The organism is Streptosporangium sp. CA-115845 (assembly GCF_050943795.1).
Classification (GTDB): domain Bacteria; phylum Actinomycetota; class Actinomycetes; order Streptosporangiales; family Streptosporangiaceae; genus Streptosporangium.
In genome coordinates this window covers 2,781,407-2,798,117 of the sequence record NZ_CP191988.1, presented here as the reverse complement: position 1 = coordinate 2,798,117, position 16,711 = coordinate 2,781,407, and the positions used below count along the sequence as shown (strand labels likewise).

The 16,711-nt window shown below is 72.6% G+C and carries 18 protein-coding genes and 1 pseudogene; 9 read left to right on the top strand and 10 right to left on the bottom strand.

The window, feature by feature from the left end; genetic code table 11:
* Nucleotides 1–62 precede the first annotated feature (62 nt).
* The 3 genes from ACQP0P_RS14910 to ACQP0P_RS14900 all read left to right on the top strand — a co-directional run bounded on the left by ACQP0P_RS14910 (nucleotide 63) and on the right by ACQP0P_RS14900 (nucleotide 3,458).
* On the top strand, nucleotides 63–1,538 hold the full coding sequence (locus tag ACQP0P_RS14910) for a hypothetical protein (protein ID WP_433376455.1): 1,476 nt from the start codon (nucleotides 63–65) through the stop codon (nucleotides 1,536–1,538).
* A 142-nt stretch (nucleotides 1,539–1,680) separates the two neighbouring features.
* The gene (locus ACQP0P_RS14905) at nucleotides 1,681–2,862 is read left to right on the top strand and encodes an ROK family protein (protein WP_433376452.1); all 1,182 of its coding nucleotides are present in this window, start codon (nucleotides 1,681–1,683) and stop codon (nucleotides 2,860–2,862) included.
* Between the two features lie 92 nt (nucleotides 2,863–2,954).
* Entirely contained in the window at nucleotides 2,955–3,458 is a 504-nt protein-coding gene (locus ACQP0P_RS14900) for a GNAT family N-acetyltransferase (protein WP_433376449.1), read from the top strand.
* Nucleotides 3,459–3,464: 6 nt separating this feature from the next.
* On the opposite strand, the gene ACQP0P_RS14895 is transcribed toward ACQP0P_RS14900, so the two are convergent.
* The gene (locus tag ACQP0P_RS14895; RefSeq protein WP_433376446.1) at nucleotides 3,465–3,728 is read right to left on the bottom strand and encodes a transposase; all 264 of its coding nucleotides are present in this window, start codon (nucleotides 3,726–3,728) and stop codon (nucleotides 3,465–3,467) included.
* Nucleotides 3,729–3,751: 23 nt separating this feature from the next.
* Between ACQP0P_RS14895 and ACQP0P_RS14890 the strand changes: the two are divergent.
* Nucleotides 3,752–4,724, top strand: a pseudogene (locus ACQP0P_RS14890) (RNA-guided endonuclease InsQ/TnpB family protein); the annotation flags it as partial.
* Between the two features lie 40 nt (nucleotides 4,725–4,764).
* The gene (locus tag ACQP0P_RS14885; RefSeq protein WP_433376443.1) at nucleotides 4,765–4,992 is read left to right on the top strand and encodes a hypothetical protein; all 228 of its coding nucleotides are present in this window, start codon (nucleotides 4,765–4,767) and stop codon (nucleotides 4,990–4,992) included.
* Here ACQP0P_RS14885 and ACQP0P_RS14880 read toward each other — a convergent pair.
* The 4 genes from ACQP0P_RS14880 to ACQP0P_RS14865 all read right to left on the bottom strand — a co-directional run bounded on the left by ACQP0P_RS14880 (nucleotide 4,888) and on the right by ACQP0P_RS14865 (nucleotide 8,972).
* Nucleotides 4,888–6,027 carry a glycosyltransferase family 9 protein gene (locus ACQP0P_RS14880; protein ID WP_433376440.1) on the bottom strand — a complete coding sequence of 380 codons (1,140 nt, stop codon included), beginning with the start codon at nucleotides 6,025–6,027 and terminating at the stop codon, nucleotides 4,888–4,890. The genes ACQP0P_RS14885 and ACQP0P_RS14880 overlap by 105 nt on opposite strands.
* A gap of 109 nt (nucleotides 6,028–6,136) precedes the next feature.
* Nucleotides 6,137–7,360, bottom strand: coding sequence for a glycosyltransferase family 9 protein (locus tag ACQP0P_RS14875; RefSeq protein ID WP_433376437.1), 1,224 nt, complete (start codon nucleotides 7,358–7,360; stop codon nucleotides 6,137–6,139).
* A 407-nt stretch (nucleotides 7,361–7,767) separates the two neighbouring features.
* Nucleotides 7,768–8,247, bottom strand: a complete 480-nt coding sequence (locus ACQP0P_RS14870; RefSeq protein WP_433376434.1) for a dCMP deaminase — start codon at nucleotides 8,245–8,247, stop codon at nucleotides 7,768–7,770.
* A gap of 26 nt (nucleotides 8,248–8,273) precedes the next feature.
* On the bottom strand, nucleotides 8,274–8,972 hold the full coding sequence (locus ACQP0P_RS14865) for a RibD family protein (RefSeq protein WP_433376431.1): 699 nt from the start codon (nucleotides 8,970–8,972) through the stop codon (nucleotides 8,274–8,276).
* Nucleotides 8,973–9,168: 196 nt separating this feature from the next.
* Between ACQP0P_RS14865 and ACQP0P_RS14860 the strand changes: the two genes are divergently transcribed.
* From ACQP0P_RS14860 to ACQP0P_RS14845, 4 genes are all read left to right on the top strand, one after another.
* Nucleotides 9,169–9,318 carry a hypothetical protein gene (locus tag ACQP0P_RS14860; RefSeq protein WP_433376428.1) on the top strand — a complete coding sequence of 50 codons (150 nt, stop codon included), beginning with the start codon at nucleotides 9,169–9,171 and terminating at the stop codon, nucleotides 9,316–9,318.
* A 64-nt stretch (nucleotides 9,319–9,382) separates the two neighbouring features.
* The gene (locus tag ACQP0P_RS14855; RefSeq protein WP_433376425.1) at nucleotides 9,383–10,363 is read left to right on the top strand and encodes an anion permease; all 981 of its coding nucleotides are present in this window, start codon (nucleotides 9,383–9,385) and stop codon (nucleotides 10,361–10,363) included.
* A complete protein-coding gene (locus ACQP0P_RS14850) occupies nucleotides 10,360–11,019 on the top strand; it encodes a DUF47 domain-containing protein (RefSeq protein WP_433376422.1) in 660 nt (219 codons plus the stop codon). The genes ACQP0P_RS14855 and ACQP0P_RS14850 overlap by 4 nt, the downstream gene beginning before the upstream one ends.
* A 128-nt stretch (nucleotides 11,020–11,147) precedes the next feature.
* Nucleotides 11,148–11,777 (top strand): helix-turn-helix domain-containing protein, encoded by a 630-nt coding sequence (locus ACQP0P_RS14845; protein ID WP_433376419.1) that lies wholly within the window; start codon nucleotides 11,148–11,150, stop codon nucleotides 11,775–11,777.
* 113 nt (nucleotides 11,778–11,890) lie between these two features.
* Here the strand turns inward: ACQP0P_RS14845 and ACQP0P_RS14840 are convergent, their stop codons facing one another.
* From ACQP0P_RS14840 to ACQP0P_RS14820, 5 genes are all read right to left on the bottom strand, one after another.
* Complete coding sequence (locus ACQP0P_RS14840; RefSeq protein ID WP_433381875.1) at nucleotides 11,891–13,273, bottom strand: FAD-dependent oxidoreductase; 1,383 nt, start codon at nucleotides 13,271–13,273, stop codon at nucleotides 11,891–11,893.
* Entirely contained in the window at nucleotides 13,228–14,670 is a 1,443-nt protein-coding gene (kynU, locus tag ACQP0P_RS14835) for a kynureninase (RefSeq protein WP_433381872.1), read from the bottom strand. The genes ACQP0P_RS14840 and kynU overlap by 46 nt, the downstream gene beginning before the upstream one ends.
* A gap of 162 nt (nucleotides 14,671–14,832) precedes the next feature.
* Nucleotides 14,833–15,879, bottom strand: a complete 1,047-nt coding sequence (locus ACQP0P_RS14830; RefSeq protein ID WP_433376415.1) for an LLM class flavin-dependent oxidoreductase — start codon at nucleotides 15,877–15,879, stop codon at nucleotides 14,833–14,835.
* 12 nt (nucleotides 15,880–15,891) lie between these two features.
* Nucleotides 15,892–16,284, bottom strand: a complete 393-nt coding sequence (locus ACQP0P_RS14825) for a TIGR04076 family protein (RefSeq protein WP_433376412.1) — start codon at nucleotides 16,282–16,284, stop codon at nucleotides 15,892–15,894.
* Nucleotides 16,281–16,682 (bottom strand): nuclear transport factor 2 family protein, encoded by a 402-nt coding sequence (locus ACQP0P_RS14820; RefSeq protein WP_433376409.1) that lies wholly within the window; start codon nucleotides 16,680–16,682, stop codon nucleotides 16,281–16,283. The genes ACQP0P_RS14825 and ACQP0P_RS14820 overlap by 4 nt, the downstream gene beginning before the upstream one ends.
* Nucleotides 16,683–16,711: the final 29 nt, after the last annotated feature.

Here is a 16,711-nt window from a genome sequence, read left to right as displayed (position 1 = left end):
CGTACGACCTCGTGGCGGGGAGGGCGGCGTCGCCATGTCCGGACGTCGAGAACAATGGGGTGATGAGCGACCTTCTGAGGCTGAGCGAGGGCGCGGTGCTGACGCACCTCGTCACCCGGGCCGAGCTGGCGAGCGGGGTGCTGCCGGCCTCCGACGACCTGCGGCTGTGGGCGCGGCTGGCCGACGGCGACGGGGTGCCGCTGGCCGGGGGCGGCCGGGTGCTGACCTCCCTCGACACCGGAGAGCCCGTCCTGACCGGCCCCGAGGGTTGGCTGGCCCACCTGGAACCCGAGCAGGTGATCGCGCTGCGCCTGCGCGACGGCGTCCTGGAGCTGTCGGCCGTCGAGCTGGACGACGTTCCGGCGGAGCGGGTGATGCGGGTGGTCCAGGAGTTCGGGGAGCAGGCCCTCGACGCGCTGCGCGCCTTCGCGGAAGGGCTGGAGCCCAGTCCGGGCGTGCCGGTCGACGTGGTGGTCCTGGAGCTGCTGATGAAGGCTCCGGAGACCTTCGCCGACCCGCTGCCGCCGCTCTCCCCGCTGCTGCGCAACGCCTCGCTGGAGGTGCACGGCGGCAGGGTGGGCATCGTGGGCGCGCCGTGGGACACGGCGTCGGTCGCCGACCTGGCGCCGCTGGACATCATCAGGCTGGCCCTGGTGCGCAGCGCGCTGCGCACCTACAGCGAGGGCGCCGACCTCTCCAAGGCCGTCACCTACCTGTCCCGCTCCGAGACGGTGCTGGCGAGGATCGCCGACGAGGTGGAGCGCGAGCCGCTCGGCCCGGCGCCGGCCTCGGCACTGCCCCGCACCGAACCGGCCGCGCTGCTGCTGATCGCCAGGTCGGCCGAGGGCGAGGGCCGCTCGTTCGAGGCGTCCGGGCTGATCTCCGAGGTGCTCTCCCTCTCCCCCGGCCTGGCTCCGGCCGTGCGCGACGCGGCCGAGTACGCCGCGTGCCGCACCGATCCGGGCGCCCCGCTGCCCGAGCGCGCCGCGCACCTGTACCGGCAGCTGCTCGCGTACGCCTATCGCCCGGCCCGCAGGCGGCTGATCGAGGACCTGGTCGCGCTGAGCGTCCGGGTGGCCGAGCCCGCCCTGGCGGACCTGGCCCTGTTCGAGAACGACGTGGTCGGCGAGTTCCTGGACGCGCGCGCCGAGTGGCTGCGCGACGACGAGGTGAGGCTGCTGGAGTCGTGGCGGCGGACGCCGCTGCGCCTGTGGGAGGTCCTCGACGTCTCCGGGGACGAGATCACCGTGGCCGCCGCCGGAGGCGGGGACGGCGACGGGGGGCGGGTGACGCTGGCCGACGAGCTGCTCTCCGGGCAGGCACTGCCGGGAGACCTGATGCTGACCCGGCTGCTGAGCGACGGGGCGGGCCCGCACGTGTTCGGCCACCCGTTCAAGGTCGCCCCGGAGCGGCGGCAGGAGATGCTGGACCTGCTCACCGACCCCATCGACCCCTACGCGGTGGCCGCCTTCTTCAGGCGCCTAGGCCGGGCCTCCGGCGCGACGGGCGGGGACACGGGCGGGGACTCCGGGCGCTGAGAGGCCGGCCCTCCCCCGGCGGGCACGTAGGCTCCCTTATGCCGATGACTAAGCAAAAGAAAATCACCGATAGGCATAATGGGGCAGGCTTAGGGCGTAAGCCGCTTTGACGTGGCGGAAACAAGGAGTGTTGACTGTGCGCATGCTTAGCGAAGCGAACGGCTCGATCGCCGGCGCGGGGGCGCTTCTGAACATCATGCGCGACGGTCGGGCCAGGACACGGGCCGAGCTGATCCAGCTGACCGGGCTGGCCAGGTCCACGCTGGCCCAGCGTCTCGACGCGCTGCTGAGCCGGCAGTGGATCGTGCCGACCGAGGAGGCCATCTCCTCGGGAGGCCGGCCCGCCGTCGCCTTCGCGTTCAACCGCACCGCCCGCGTCGTCCTCGCCGCCGACCTCGGCGCCACCCACGCCCGGGTGGCGGTCACCGACCTCGGCACCACGGTTCTGGCGGAGCGCACGGCCGAGGTGCCGATAGACCGCGGCCCCGAGGAGACGCTCGGCTGGCTCCAGCGCACCTTCGAGGAGATGCTCGCCGAGACCGGCCACCGCCCGGACGAGATCTGCGGCATCGGCGTCGGCCTCCCCGGCCCGGTCGAGCACAGCTCGGGACGCCCGGTCAACCCGCCGATAATGCCGGGCTGGGACGGTTTCCCCGTTCCGGAATGGCTCGGCTCGCGCCTCGGCGCGCCCGTCCTCGTCGACAACGACGTGAACATCATGGCGCTGGGCGAGCACTGGGCCGCCCGCCCCGAGGCCGACCACCTCATCTTCATCAAGATCGGCACCGGCATCGGCTGCGGCATCATCAGCGACCGCCGCCTGCACCGGGGCGCCCAGGGCGCGGCGGGCGACATCGGCCACATCCAGGTGGCCTCGGCCCTCGACACCGTCTGCCGCTGCGGCAACGTCGGCTGCCTGGAGGCCGTCGCCAGCGGCGCCGCCATCTCGGCCAAACTCTGCGCGGCCGGGGTGACCGCCGAGGACAGCCGCGACGTGGTCCGTCTGGTGCGTGGCGGCAACACCCAGGCCGTCCAGCTCATCCGGCAGGCGGGCCGCGAGGTCGGCGACGTGCTCGCCTCGATCGTCAACTTCTTCAACCCCTCGGTGATCGTGGTCGGCGGCGACATCTCCGAAGCCGGGGAGCAGGTGCTCGCCGGCCTTCGCGAGGTCATCTACAGCCGGTCGCTGCCGCTGGCCACCCAGCATCTGACGATCACCGGCAGCGAGCTGGGCGACCGCGCGGGCGTGATCGGCGCCGCCGTCATGGTCATCGAACACGTCCTGGCCCCCGGCAGCGTCGACCGCTCCGTCAGCCCCGCCTGACCGCGAGCGGTTCCGGCGCCGCGGTTCCGCCGAGGAGGCCCGCGCACCGTCGACCCCGGACCGATCGGCGGCCGTGGGACACTCGTCCGGCCATGGACACCGAAACCATCAGGACCGCCCGGCTCAGGCTCGAACCGCTGGCGGTGCGCCACGCGGCCGAGATGGCCGAGGTGCTCGGCGATCCGGCCCTGCACACCTTCATCGGCGGCTCTCCGGAGACCCCCGAACGACTCCGCGACCGCTACGCCCGCCTGGTCGCCGGGCCGCCACCGGGCCGGGACGAGTCGTGGCTCAACTGGGTGATCCACCTCGACGGCCCGGATCGGCTGGTCGGTTACGTCCAGGCGACGGTGACCCGTGACCACGCGGCCGTGGCCTGGGTGGTGGGCACCCGCTGGCAGGGCCGGGGCATCGCCGGGGAGGCCGCGGTCGCCCTCGTCGACTGGCTCAGGGCACGCGGCACGGCCGTCGTCGCCACCATCCATCCCGACCACGCCGCCTCGTCGGCCGTGGCCCGCGGGGCAGGGCTGGTACCGACCGGCGACCGGGTGGACAGGGAGATCGTCTGGAGATACGGCGGGCGCGAACCTGAGTAGGAGTGCTCAGCCGCCGCTGAGTGCGTACGCTCTCCCCCGGCTTGGCGATCTTCGAGATCCTCGGGTCTTGAAATAGTGGATCTTCCTGGTCGCGCTCGTCAGCACGGTGGTCGCGGCGTGGTCGGCGCACACGTCTCGCATGATCTGCTTCATGCGTTCCAGGTGGCCGCCTGTGAATACCCGATGCCGGAACTTCGTCACGAAAACCAAATGATCATGCAGGACGAAAATGCAGTACCTGCCTGTTCTGATATCCCCATACTCGGTCATAGACGCAGGGCTAGGATCGCGGCGTGCAGCTCAGGTACAACTTCCGCCTCCACCCGACCGCCGCTCAGCGCCAGTCGCTGGCGCGGGCGTTCGGGTGCGCGCGGACGGTGTTCAACGACGGGTTGCGCGCGCACCAGGACGCCCACCGGCAGAACCTGGCCTATGTCTCCGATACGGAGTTGTCCCAACGCCTCACCGCCGCGAAGCGGACCCCGCAGCGGGCATGGCTGCGAGGTATCGGCGGTGGTGCTTCAGCAGGCCCTCGCCGACCTGAACACCGCCTACCGCAACTTCTTCGCCTCCCTGACCGGTAAGCGCAAGGGCCGCAAGGTCGGCCCGCCCCGGTTCCGGTCGCGTAAGGATTCGCGGCAGGCGATCCGGTTCACGAAGAACGCCAAGTTCAAGGTCACGGCGGGCGGGAAGCTGTGCCTGCCGAAGATCGGCGACGTTGCGGTGCGCTGGTCGCGTTCGCTGCCGTCGGAGCCGTCGTCGGTGACGGTGGTCAAGGACGCGGCGGGCCGGTACTTCGCCTCGTTCGCCGTCGAGACCTCAGACGAGCCGTTGCCCGAGACGCCGGGCGAGGTCGGCATCGACCTGGGGTTGACACACTTCGCGGTCCTGTCGAACGGCCGGAAGATCGACAATCCGCGCATTCTGCGGCGGGCAGCCAAGAAGCTCCGCAAGGCACAGAAAGCGCTGAGCCGCAAGGAGAAGGGGTCGGCCAACCGGGCCAAGGCCAAGCTGAGGGTCGCCAAGGCACACGCCCGCGTGGCCGACACCCGCCGCGACTGGGCACACAAGCTCTCCACTCAGATCATTCGCGATAGCCAAGCGGTGTATGTGGAGAACCTCGCCGTGTCGGGTCTGGCGCGTACGAGGCTGGCCAAGTCGGTGCACGACGCGGGCTGGTCACAGTTCGTGAACATGCTGGAGTACAAGGCGAAGCGGTACGGCCGCCACTTCGCGAAGATCGACCGATGGTTTCCGTCCGGCCGGCGCCTACCTGTCCCACCTGCGCGAGCGGGTCACCACGCTGATGAGCGAGGCCCACCACCCCCGCGAGGACATCGTCTCGCTCGCCGCCAGGGTGGACGACCCGGCCGCCGAGGTGACCGCGCTGACCAGGTCAGCCGAGCGGCTCCGGGACGACGTCGAGACGCTAGGCGCCGCCCTGCGCAACGGCGACGAGGCCCTGGAGCGCCGGATCACCGGGCTCAAGGCCTTTCTGCGCCTGGTCCGTGCCGACGCCCACGGCCAGGCCTGACCCGCGCCACGCCGGGGGTGCCGCCTCCAGCAGCCGCGCCACGGCGCCGAGGACGTCCCGGACGCCGATTTCCAGCAGACCCGGATCGGGCCGGTAGGCGTAGGGGTCGCCGTGGCCGCCCGCCCACAAAACGACGTGCGGTCCCGTCTCCGGAGGTCCCCACACGGCGGGTGCGACGGGGCCGAACAGCGCCACGGAGGGCGTGGCGAACGCGGCCGCCAGGTGGGTCACCCCGGTGTCCCCGCAGACCACCAGCCTGGCCCTGGCCACCAGCGCGGCCAGCTCGCGCAGCCCGGCGCGCCCGGCGAGCACGCACGAAGGCGGCAGCCCGGCGAGCATGGCCACCCGCTCGGCGAGGTCCCGCTCCCCCGCGCTCCCGGTGACCACCACCTCGTGCCCGTTCCTCCGCAGGTCCGCGGCCACCAGCGCGAACCGCTCCGGCGGCCAGCGCCTGGCCGGGTACCCGGCCCCGGGGTGGATGACGACGGGCCGGGACTCCTCCTCGCGAGAGGCCAGGCGCCGGAGCCCCAGCTCGGTGGGGTCGGCCGTGATGCCGTACCAGGCGAGCAGGTCGCACCAGCGCCGCACCTCGTGCACGCCGTCCCGCCAGGCCGGTCCGCGCGCGCCGGGGAAGGCCGGGTGGGAGTGGGTCAGCAGCCGGGCCGGGCCGGTGCGGTGCAGCGCGGCGATGCCGCGCGGGCCGGCGCCGTGCAGGTTGACCGCGACGTCGACGCGCCGGCCGAGCGGCGGTACGTGACCGGGCCCCGACACGTCGCACACCTCGTCCACCGCGCCGATCAGCGACACCAGGGGCGCCAGCGTGGAAGGCGCGGCCAGCACGATCCGGTGGCCGGGGTGGGAGCGGCGCAGGGCACGCAGGGCGGGGACCGCGGTGAGCAGGTCACCGAGTCCCAACCCGCGCAGCACCACCATGACCGGGCGGTCCGCCTCAGGCCCGGCGGGGGCGCCCCGTTCTCCGTCGCCGGCACCGTCAACGCCCCCGCGGAGACTCACGCAGGCCGGAGTGGTCCTCATCTGAATACCTCCAGCGTGGAGACCCCGGGCTTTGGCCCCGGGGCGGAAACGAAGCAGGAGACCCGACCCGTGAGGATGGGAATCCCCCGGCTCAGCCGTGAGAAGGATGTCAAGTGACCGTCTCCTTGATGGAGGTCAGGTGGTCGACCGCCTCGACGACCCGCGCGCTCGGCACCGACGACAGGCAGGGATGACCGGCGACGGCGCAGGTCCCTTCCCTGGTCACCCGGCAGGGGGCCCGCTGGTCACCGAGGATCACGACCGGCACGCCGTACGGCGCCCAGCGGCCGGCGGGGGCCAGGGGGGCGAACAGGCTGACGACCGGCGTGCCGACCGCCGCCGCGAGGTGGGCGGGCCCCGCGTCCGCGACGACCATGGCGCACGCCCCGGCGAGCACCGCGGCGAGTTCGGGAAAGGTGGTCCTGCCGCCCAGGTCGACGACGGACCTTCCCCGCTGCCCGCCGTACCCGGCCGGGGGACCGTTCCAGTTCCGGCCGCCCGTCGCGGCACACGTCCCGTCGATCCAGCCGGCGGTGAAGGCGGGCTCGTCCACCCTCCAGCCGCGTAGCCGGGCGGGCCCGCCGCCCATCCAGCCGCCCGCGAAGACGGGTCCCGGCGACAGACCGTGCTGCCCGGCACCCGCGGCGATCCGCGCGGTGAGCCCGTGCTCGTCCTGGCCACCGGTCACGACGACCCTGCGGCCCGAGCGGACGAGGTCCTGAACCGTGCGCGCCCACCTCTCCGCGGGCCATGCCCTGGCGGGGACCGAGGTGCCGGGGTGCACGACCACGTAGCCCGGCGGCCCGGTGAGGTGGCGGACCTCGGGCAACGGGTGCCGTACGGCGAGCCCCCCCGAATCTCCGCGCGGGAGCTCGAACCCCGCCGCCCTGGCCAGTCCGAGCATGCGCTCGCTCTCCGGCACGTCCACCTCCTCGTCGACGACATGTCGTACGTCGAGCAGCGAGCCCGGGTCGTCGGTGGAGACGGCGGCGATCCTCGGTGTACCCGCCAGCCTGAGGATCAGGGCCAGCGGCAGCGCGGACTGGTGGCGCGAGGTGAGGATCAGCGCCTGCTCGGGAGCGGTGTCCCGGATGGTCCGCAGCAGTCTCAGCGCGTGCGGGCCGGTCACCGGCGGCGCGGTGGGGTCGATCCACGGCGCGCGCCACTCCACCACCCGCGACACCCCCGGCAGCAGCTCGCCCGCGGGCCGGCCCCGCGGCCCGGTGAGCAGCACGACCTGCCGCGCCTCCGCGGCCACCGCGCGGATCGCGGGCCCCGCCAGCAGGACGTCGCCCGCGTTGTCCAGGCGGGCGACGAGAACGGTGCCGGTCACCGCCGGCCTCCGGCGCGCCCTGGATGCGGTACGTGAGCCGCCAACAGCACGGTCGTTAAGTCATGAAATATCGCGCTTTTTCCAAGAAACCTCATGGAGCCGGGCCTCTCATTCGATATCTAGTGACTACCGAGAGTGGCGCCCCTTAAACCGAAAAATCGGATATAGAGGTAGTTAAGAGCGTTGGCCGACTGCTTTTATCACTACAAGTAATTGTTTTGAGGATTATCAGCCCTCTCCGCCGGGCAGCGAGCGGGGCGTCGGCCGGGTCGAAGCCCCCGCGCGAGACAGGGGATGAGGGCGACCGGCTCGCGCAGCCCGGTGGGCGCCTGCCGAGGCCGCCCCGCGACCGCGGCCCCCGCCCACCGCGAGAGGCGAAGGGACGGGGCAGGAAGCCGGTCAGCCGGTCAGCCGGGGATACCGGGGACGTCGGGGGCATCGGGGGCATCGGGGAGGAGGTGCGCGTTGGGCTCGCGGGCGCGGTCCGCCAACTCGGGGATCTCCACCACGGTCACCCCCGCCTCCGCGAGTTCCTCGGCCCCGTGGCAGTCGACGAAGAGCAGCGGCTCCCGCCACGCCAGCACCACTCGCCGGACGCCGCTGTCCAGGATCAGGCGGGTACAGGTCCTGGGGCGCGACCTGCGCGCGCTGCACGGCTCCAGGCTGCTGTAGACCGTGGCCCCGGCCAGCCTGGGATCGTCCGGGGAGATCTTGCCGAGCGCCGACTCCTCCGCGTGGACGTGGGGGTCGTCCTCCCGCGAATAGCCGCGGGAGATCTCCTCGCCGTCCTCGGAGACGACCACGGCGCCGACGGAGAAGGCCGTCTCGGAGGGCGGGCACAGCCTCGCCAGGTCGCACGCCAGCCCCAGCCAGTCGTGGTCGTTCATCCGGACCTCCCGGTAGACGGTGCCTGTCAGGCCAGCAGGTAGCGCAGCAGGGTGACGTCGCCCATCCTGCGGACCTCCGCCAGGTCCATTCTGCGGTGGCGGTCCCGGGGGAAGTCCCCGTCCAGGACGAAACGCGGGGCGGCGGAGTCCCCGACGAAGAACGGGGCGACGACGAGGTGGAGCTCGTCCACGAGGTCCTGGCGCAGGAAACGGGTGTGGACGGAGGTGCCGCCCTCGACCATCAGACGGCGCACTCCCCGCCCGTACAGGTCGGCGAGGACCCGGCCGAGATCGATCGGCTCTCCCGCGTCGACCACCTCCGCGGCCCCCGCGAGGCGGATGGCGAGTTCCGCCACGGCGGGCGACGCCGCGTACACGATCTTCTCCGGGTCACCGGCGGTGAAGAAGGCGGCGGCCGGGTCGAGGTCCCCGGTGGCGGTCAGCGTCACCTTCGCGGGGGACGGCGGCAGGCCGCGCGCGACCCGCTCCCGCCCGCGCTCCGGCGACCTGACCAGGAGCCGGGGGTTGTCGCGGCGGACGGTGCCCGCCCCGACCAGGATCGCGTCGCAGCCGGCGCGGACCTCGTCGACCCGGTCGAAGTCCTCGTCGTTGGAGAGCAGCAGCCGCTGCGGCGTGCGGTCGTCGATGTAGCCGTCGACGGACATCGCGCAGCTCAGCAGCACGTACGGGCGCTCGCCCACTCCCCGCCTCCCCTGGTCAGGCACCGGCCGATCGTAACAACCTCCCGCCCGGCCCGCTCGCGGCGGCGCCCACCTTCCCCCCGTCCCGCGCGCTGTCGCCCGCCTTCCTGATATCCCCTGGTGAACCGCTACGACAGGTCGTCCTGTTAGCGATGAATGCCGCTATTTGTTTACCTTCTGTTAACCTGAAACTGAAGCTTCCCGGGGTGAGGAGTTCATCATGCGTGCGGTTCTGCCGGACCTTGGTCACAAAGGCGCCTTCTCCGCTCCTGTCGAGGAGCCGATCGGCCGCCACCTCCACGACCCCGGTGTGCCGCCGGGAACCGCCGTCCGCGCGACCGACACCGACCGGGGCGAGGAAGGAACATGACGGCGGGCCATCCGGTACGCGAGTGTCCAGCAGGCGCCGAGCACGACCGGCGGCACCGCCTCTGATGGGATGGACTCTGGCGTTCGCCGCCGTGGCGATCCTTTTCGTGCTGGTCAGCGGCGCCAACGACGGCGCCACTCTCATCGGTCTCGGGCTCAGGTTCCCCCGCTTCCCCGGATGGGCCGCCGCCACGATCCTGGTGGTCGTGCTCTTCGCCGTCCCCTACCTGCTGGGGGTGACCGTCGCGCGCACCTTCACCGAGCGGCTGGCCGGGCTCGGCACGAGCGACGGCGCGGCGGCGTTCCTGGTGGGAGTGGTGATCGCGGTGGCGGTGGTCGCGGTGCTGACCGGCAGAGGGCTGCCGACCAGCCTGACGCTCGCGGTGATCGGAGGCATCGGCGGCGCGGGGCTCGGTGCCGGACTACCGGTCTCCTGGACCGGCCTGGGCACCGTCCTGGCGATCGGGGCCTGCGCGCCCGTGGTCGGGCTGATCCTGGGCTACCTGCTGGGGGCCGTCTCGCGCCGGGTGCCCTCCTACCGCCGCATGTCGCGGCTGGTGTCCGGCACCCACCTGCTGGCCTACACGGCCCAGTGCGTGGCGTACGCGCTGAACGACGGGCAGAAGATGATCGCGGTGGTGAGCGTGGCGGTCGGGGTGAGCCGCGGCGGGCTCGGCGGGGTCGGCCCCATCGAGGTCCCGCCGGCGTGGATGGCGGTCCTGGTGGCGCTCTTCCTCGCCGGTGCGCTGACCAGCCTGATCCGTGTCGGAGGGCGGCTGGGCCGCGGGCTGGTCATCACCCGCCCGCTGCACATCGTCTCCGCGGAGGCGGCGGCCACCGGCGCCGTCCTCGGCAGCTCGGCTCTGGGAAGCCCGGTGAGCATGACTCAGTCGATCACCGCAGGGGTGGTCGGCTCGGCGGCAAGTGAGGGAATGAGGAGAGTGCGATGGCAGGGCGTCGTGAACGTGGGTACGGCATGGCTGGTCACGCTGCCGTCGTCGATGGCGCTGGGCGGCCTCGGCGGTCTCGCGCTGAGACTGATGTGAGCGGCAAGGACGGCCGTACCCGGAGGTTCGCGCGCGCCTGGGACGACCTGCGCGGCCGGTCGGGGCTGCGGATCGTCGGACTGGTGAGGAGCCAGGTCGCCGTCGCGCGGGCGGGAGCCGAACTGGCCCGCTCGACCGCGGCCGGCGAGGTCGAGCGGTCGGCCGCGCGCGCCCGGATGGCCGAGATCGAGCATGAGGGCGACGAGGCGCGGGCCGCGCTGGTACGGATACTGCGGCGGGTGCTGGCGACCCCCATCGACAGGGAGGACCTGTTCCGGCTCTCGCGCTCGATCGACGACGTGCTGGACCAGCTCCGCGACTACGTGCGCGAACTCGACCTGTTCGGTCCGGAGGACCTGCGGTTCGCGGTCGAGCCGCTGCAGGCGGTGATAGACGGTCTCGACGAGCTGGAGGGGGCCGTGTTGAAGATGATCGACGCCCCGGGCTCGGTCACCATGGCCGTGCTGGACACGCGCAAGGCGTGCAGCCGGGTCCGCCAGCTCTACCAGGCCCGGCTCGCCGAGCTGTTCGCCGAGCCGCTGGACATGGACACCCTGCGCAGGCGCGAGCTGCTGTCACGGCTCGACGCGGTGGGCCGCCGGCTCGGCGAGGCCGCCGACGCGCTCGCGGACGCGATGCTCAAGCGGAGCCACTGAAACCGCGCCGCCTTACCCATCACCGTCTGCCATTCCCCACTCCCTTTTGACGAAGGACGACTCTTGTTATGAAATATGTTTAGCTAGAGCGAACAGGCGGCCACGCCGCTTGACGGAGGGAGCCGCGGGTGGGCACATCGGAGCGTCATGGCGGTGAGGAGCCGGACCGCCAGGACGCCGTCGGAGCCCGGATGCGGCAGTTCCGCAAGGAGCGCGGCCTGACGTTGCGCGGTCTCGCCACCCACTCCGGGCTCTCCATCGGGTTCCTCTCCCAGGTCGAGCGGGGCATCTCCTCCATCGGCCTGACCGCGCTCAACAGCGTGGCCACGGCGCTCGACCGGAGCGTGGCGGAGTTCTTCAACGACGCGCCGCCGGAGGGGGAGACCGAGGAGAGGCAGCCATCGGTCTCCCCGCTGCCGAGCCACTTCACGCTCACCCGCTCCGCGACGGCCACCACCGAGTACATCTCGGGCCAGCAGACCTACCGCATGCTCTCGGCCAGGGGGCCGAACCTGGTGCTCGAACCGCTGCTGGTGCACATCGCGCCCGGCGGCAGGCGGGAGAACTCCTACGGGCACGCCGGTGAGGAGTTCGCCTTCGTGCTGGAGGGCGAGCTGCTGTACGAGGTCGACGGCGTCGAGCACCGGCTGCACCCGGGCGACAGCGTCCACCTGAGGTCGACGGTCCCGCACAGCATGTTCAACGACACCGACCGGGTCACCACCGTCGTGTCCGTGGTGACCCCCCGGCTGTTCTGACCTGCTGCACCGCTCGCGCCCTCGCCTCGCGAGTACGGAGTGACCGCCGATGGCCTACGGGCCCCTCCCCGCCCGCACGACCAGGACTCGCGACGGCGGGGGCGGAGCCGCGGTCAGTGACGGCTCAGGGCGCGGATCGCCGACGCGGCCAGCCCGGCCGCGGCCAGCGCGCCGAGCGCCCCGGCGGCGACCACCCGGCGCTGGCGGGAGATGCGCGGCTGGATCTCGGCGTACGGCACGGTGCTGAACGAGACGAGCTCGTAGCGCGAGGTATAGCGGCCGGGCAGCAGCCGCTCCAGGCCGTGCTCGACGCGCTTGCCCAGCAGGAACGTCCGGGAGGCGACCTTGTCGCGCATCTCGACGAAGTTCGCGAGCGCGAGTTCGGCGATGGTGTCGGCGTGCTCCTTGCGGCGGGCGCCGTACCGGGCGAGGGCCTCGGGGAAGTCGTCGCCGGTCTCCTGCAGGCAGCGGTCGAGCTCCACGCAGTCCTCGAAACCGCAGTTGGCGCCCTGGCCGTAGAAGGGGACGATGGCGTGGGCGGCGTCGCCGATCAGGCCGACCACGGCACCGGTGCCGCGCACCTGCCAGGGGTGCGCCCGCACGGTGACCAGGTGCCCGATCGGGTTGTGGGCGTAGTCTCCGGCGAGGTCGGGCATGAGCGCGCGGGCGTCGGCGTAGTTGGCGGCGAAGAACTCCTCGAACCGCTCCGCGGTGTCCAGTTCCTCGAAACTGCCGGGCCCCGACTTGGGCCAGAACAGCGTGCAGGTGAAGGACCTGTCCGGGTTGGGCAGCGCGATCATCATCGCCTTGCCGCGCGGCCAGATGTGCAGCGCGCCGGGATCGAGGGCGAACCCGCCGTCGCGCGCCGGGATCGTCAGTTCCTTGTAGCCGTAGTCGAGGTAGTCCTGGCTGAAGTCGAAGCCGGGCAGCAGTTGCAGCCGCCCGCGTACCGCGCTGTAGGCGCCGTCGGCGCCGAGCACGACCGGGGCGCCGTGGGTGACGGGCCCGGTGGGCGTGTCGAAGTCCATCCGCCCCGAGTCGACGTCGAGCCCGGTCAGCCGGTGCTCGAAGAGGGCGCGGACCCCGGGCATGGCGAGGGCCGCCTCCAGCAGCGTGCGGTTGAGCTCGGAGCGGCTGATGGAGTTGATCGCCCGCTGCCCTCCGGCGCTGTACGGCTGGAAGTTGAGCGTGCCGTCCGGGGCGTGCACCATCCGGCCCGGCATCGGCAGCGCGGCCTTCAGCACCGCCTCGTCAAGGCCGATCCGGCGCAGCGCGTCGATACCCCGCTCGGAGATCGCCAGGTTGATCGAGCGCCCGCGCTCCGGCATGGCCTGGCGCGGGTCGGGCCTGCGCTCGTACAGGGTGACCTCGTAGCCCCGGCGGGCCAGGTAACAGGCCGTCAGGCAGCCGACCAGCCCGGCGCCGACCACGGCGACCTCTCTCGCGGAGCTCATACCGGGTTCACCTCCTCGGCGAGCGCGGCGGCCGCCCGCCAGCAGTCGTGGAACGTGGAGTACATCGGCACCGGGGCCAGCCGGATGACGTCCGGCCGCCGCACGTCGGCGAGGACGCCGTGCGTCTCGTGCAGCCGGGCGGCAACGGCAGCCGCGTCGGCGGCGTCCGCGACGTCCGTGCCCCCGATCACCCGCAGGGAGAGCTGCGCTCCGCGCCTGGCCGGGTCGGCGGGCGTGACGATCTCCAGCGGGCGGTCGCGGACGACCTCGGCGAGCAGCCGCTCCAGGTAGCCGGTGAGCGCCAGGCTCCGCTCCCGCAGCGCCGCCATCCCGGTCTCGGCGAACATCCGCAGCGAGACCCTGACCGGGGCCATGGCCAGGATCGGCGGGTTGGAGATCTGCCAGGCGTCGGCGGTGGGCACGGGGACGAGCTCGGGCCGCATCTCGAAGCGGGTCGCCTGCTCGGTGCTCCACCACCCGGCCAGCCGGGGCAGCTCGGGGTCGGTCACGTGGCGCCGGTGCACGAAGCAGCCCGCGACGGCGCCGGGGCCGGCGTTGAGGTACTTGTACGAGCACCAGGCCGCGAAGTCCACGTCCCAGTCGTGCAGCGCCAGCGGCACGTTCCCCGCGGCGTGCGCGAGGTCCCAGCCGACGACGCACCCGGCCGCGTGCCCGGCGGCGGTGACGGCGGGGATGTCGAGGAACTCTCCGGTCAGGTAGTTGACCCCGCCGAGGAGCACGAGCGCCACCCGGTGCCCCTCGCGGGCCAGGTAGTCCACGATGTCCTCGGTGCGCAGGCAGTCCTCGCCGGGGCGGGGGCGCAGCCGGACCACCGTCTCGTCGGGGTCGAGGCCGTGGTGGACCGCCTGGCTGCGCACCGCGTAGCTGTCCGAGGAGAAGGCGTGGTCCTCGATGACGATGCGGGTGCGCTCGCCCGCCGGGCGGTAGAAGGTGGCCATCATCAGGTGCAGGTTGACCGTGAGGGAGTTCATCACCACGGTCTCCTCGGGGGCCGCGCCCACCAGCGCGGCGGCGTCCTCACGCAACTCGGCGTGGTAGGGCAGCCAGGGGTGTGCCGCCCGGTGGTGCCCCTCGACCGCGTGCAGCGCCCAGTCGTCCAGCTCGGCGGCGAGCGCGGCGCGGACGGCACGGGGCTGCAGGCCGAGCGAGTTGCCCGCGAAGTAGGCGACCTCGGGGTATCGGCAGGAGCCGGGGGCGGGCGGCAGCAGGAACTCCTCGCGACGGCAGACCGAGTCCTCGGCGTCGGCCGCCAGCGCCGCCCGCTCGCCGAACTCGCCGTCCTCGCCGAACACGCCGGGAGCGCGCGACGCGCCGAGCCCGGCGGAACCGTCGGATCCGCCCTGGCCAGGTCCACCCCGGCCGGCTCCCGCCGAGCCGGGTCCGCTCGGATCACGGAGGTCCTCGGCCCGCGTGGCCATCACGCCGACGTCCTGATCGCCGGACCTCCGGCACGCTCGCTCGTCACATCGTCTCCTTCTTCCCCGCCAATGTTCACTCATGCTGAACTCAAGTGAAATTGAGAGTACGAGATGATTCGGGCAGTGCGCTTTGCGGACGAAAGGTTCTATGGGGATCTGGTTTCAGGATGACGGAGCGTCACCCGTGGGCACCGCCGCCCCCCTCGGTGCGCGGTTCAGCAACGGCAGCACCTCGGTGCCCAGCAACTCCACGCCACGGTCGTCGGTGAGGCCGTGCGGCGTGCCGAACTCCACCCGGTGCGCGCCCGCGTCGATGAGGGCCTGTGCCTGCGCGGCGACCTGCTCCGGGTCACCGGAGAAGGCGAACAGGTCGAGCAGGTCGTCGGGGATCAGCCGCCCGGCGGCCTCGTCCCTGCCGTCGTCGACCAGTTCCTTGACCCGGCCGAGCAGGTCGGCGGGGATCTCCACGGTCGGGTCGAGGTCGGCGACCACCGCGAGGTACATGGCGACCTCGCTGCGTGCCCTGGCTCTGGCCGCGGCGCCGTCGACGTCCACGACCGTCACCGCGCCCAGGACGACGCCCACCTCGCCCGGGTCACGTCCGGCCGCCGTCGCCCCGGCCGCGACCCGCTCACGGATCACCCCGACCATCGCCGGGTTCGCACTGCCGCCCACCTTGATCTCGTCGGCGATCCGCCCGGCCAGCGCCGCGCCCTTCGGCCCCCACGCGCCGAGCAGCAGCGGCGGCCGGGTGCGGTGTACGGGGTAGCGCAGCCGGGTGCCCGGCGCCAGGCGGAACATCTCCCCCTCGAACCCTCCGGCGTCGCCGGCCAGCAGCCGGTAGACCACCTCGACGGCCTCGGCCAGCGCGGTCAGCGGCCGGGGCTGGTCGATGCCCACGGCGCCGAGCCAGGTACCGCGTGCCAGGCCCAGGTAGGCGCGTCCGTGCGAGGCCAGGTCGAGGGCGGCGAGCTGCCCGGCGATCTCGTACGGCGCCGCCGAGTACGGGTTGAGGCAGGCCGCGCCGAGCCGCACCCGCTCGGTCGCGGCGGCCATCTCCAGCAGCGGGAAGATCGGGGGCTGGTACATCAGGTCGCCGAACACGCTCAGCACGTCGAAGCCGTGCTCCTCGGCGCGGCGCGCGAGCCGCGCGTAGTCACCGGCCCGCTTGTCGCTCTGCAGGCCCAGACCGATCTCGGTAGTGCTCATCGGGGGATCACCTCAGGTCAGGTCTGCGGAGTTCATCCGGCGGCGACGGGTCCGCTCGACCCGCATCACCAGCCGCTCCTCCGGGTCGGGGCAGCTGAAATGGGAGTCCTGCGCCAGCCAGTCGCCCTGGGCGAGGTCACGCTGCTTGGCGGCGAGGAACGGCAGGACCGAGGCGAGCGCGTAGACGCAGAAGTGCCCGCCGTCGGGGAGGCGCAGGTGCGCGCTCCGCTCCAGCGTGAAGCAGTCGCCCACCTCCATGCCGCAGACGGATCTGCCCTCGATGCGGTCGACCACGACCCGCAGGTCGTACAGTTCCATGTCGCCGTCGTCTTCCATGCCCACCCCTCGCTCGCCCGTGCTCTCGCCGATGTCCTCGCCGATGTCCTCGCCCGTGCCCTCGCTCATGGCACGAGCAGTTCGGAGTGGTGGTGCACGATGAGCCAGTCGCCGCCGGTCCTGCGCAGCACGTCGGTCACCCGGCTGTACTGCGCGGGTTCACCCGGCGCCTCGGCGACGAGCAGGTAGCGCGCCACCCCGGCGTCGCCCCACACGTCGATCCGCTTGTCCTCGGCCGCCAGCCTGCCGAGTTCGGGACGGGCACCCGAGCCGTCCCTCTCGTCGCGGTAGGCGTCGAGTTCCGACCGGGTACGCAGCGGTCCCGGCAGGTGCGTCTCCCAGGTGGTCACCTCGGCGTGCAGGTGGCTGTCGAACCGGCGACGGTCCGCCGCGAGGAAGGCGTCGTACATGTCGTCGATACCCGCCGCGATCACGGCGGCCTCCGCGTCGTTCACAGAGCCGTTCATCGGGCCGTTCACCGGACCGTTCACCGGTA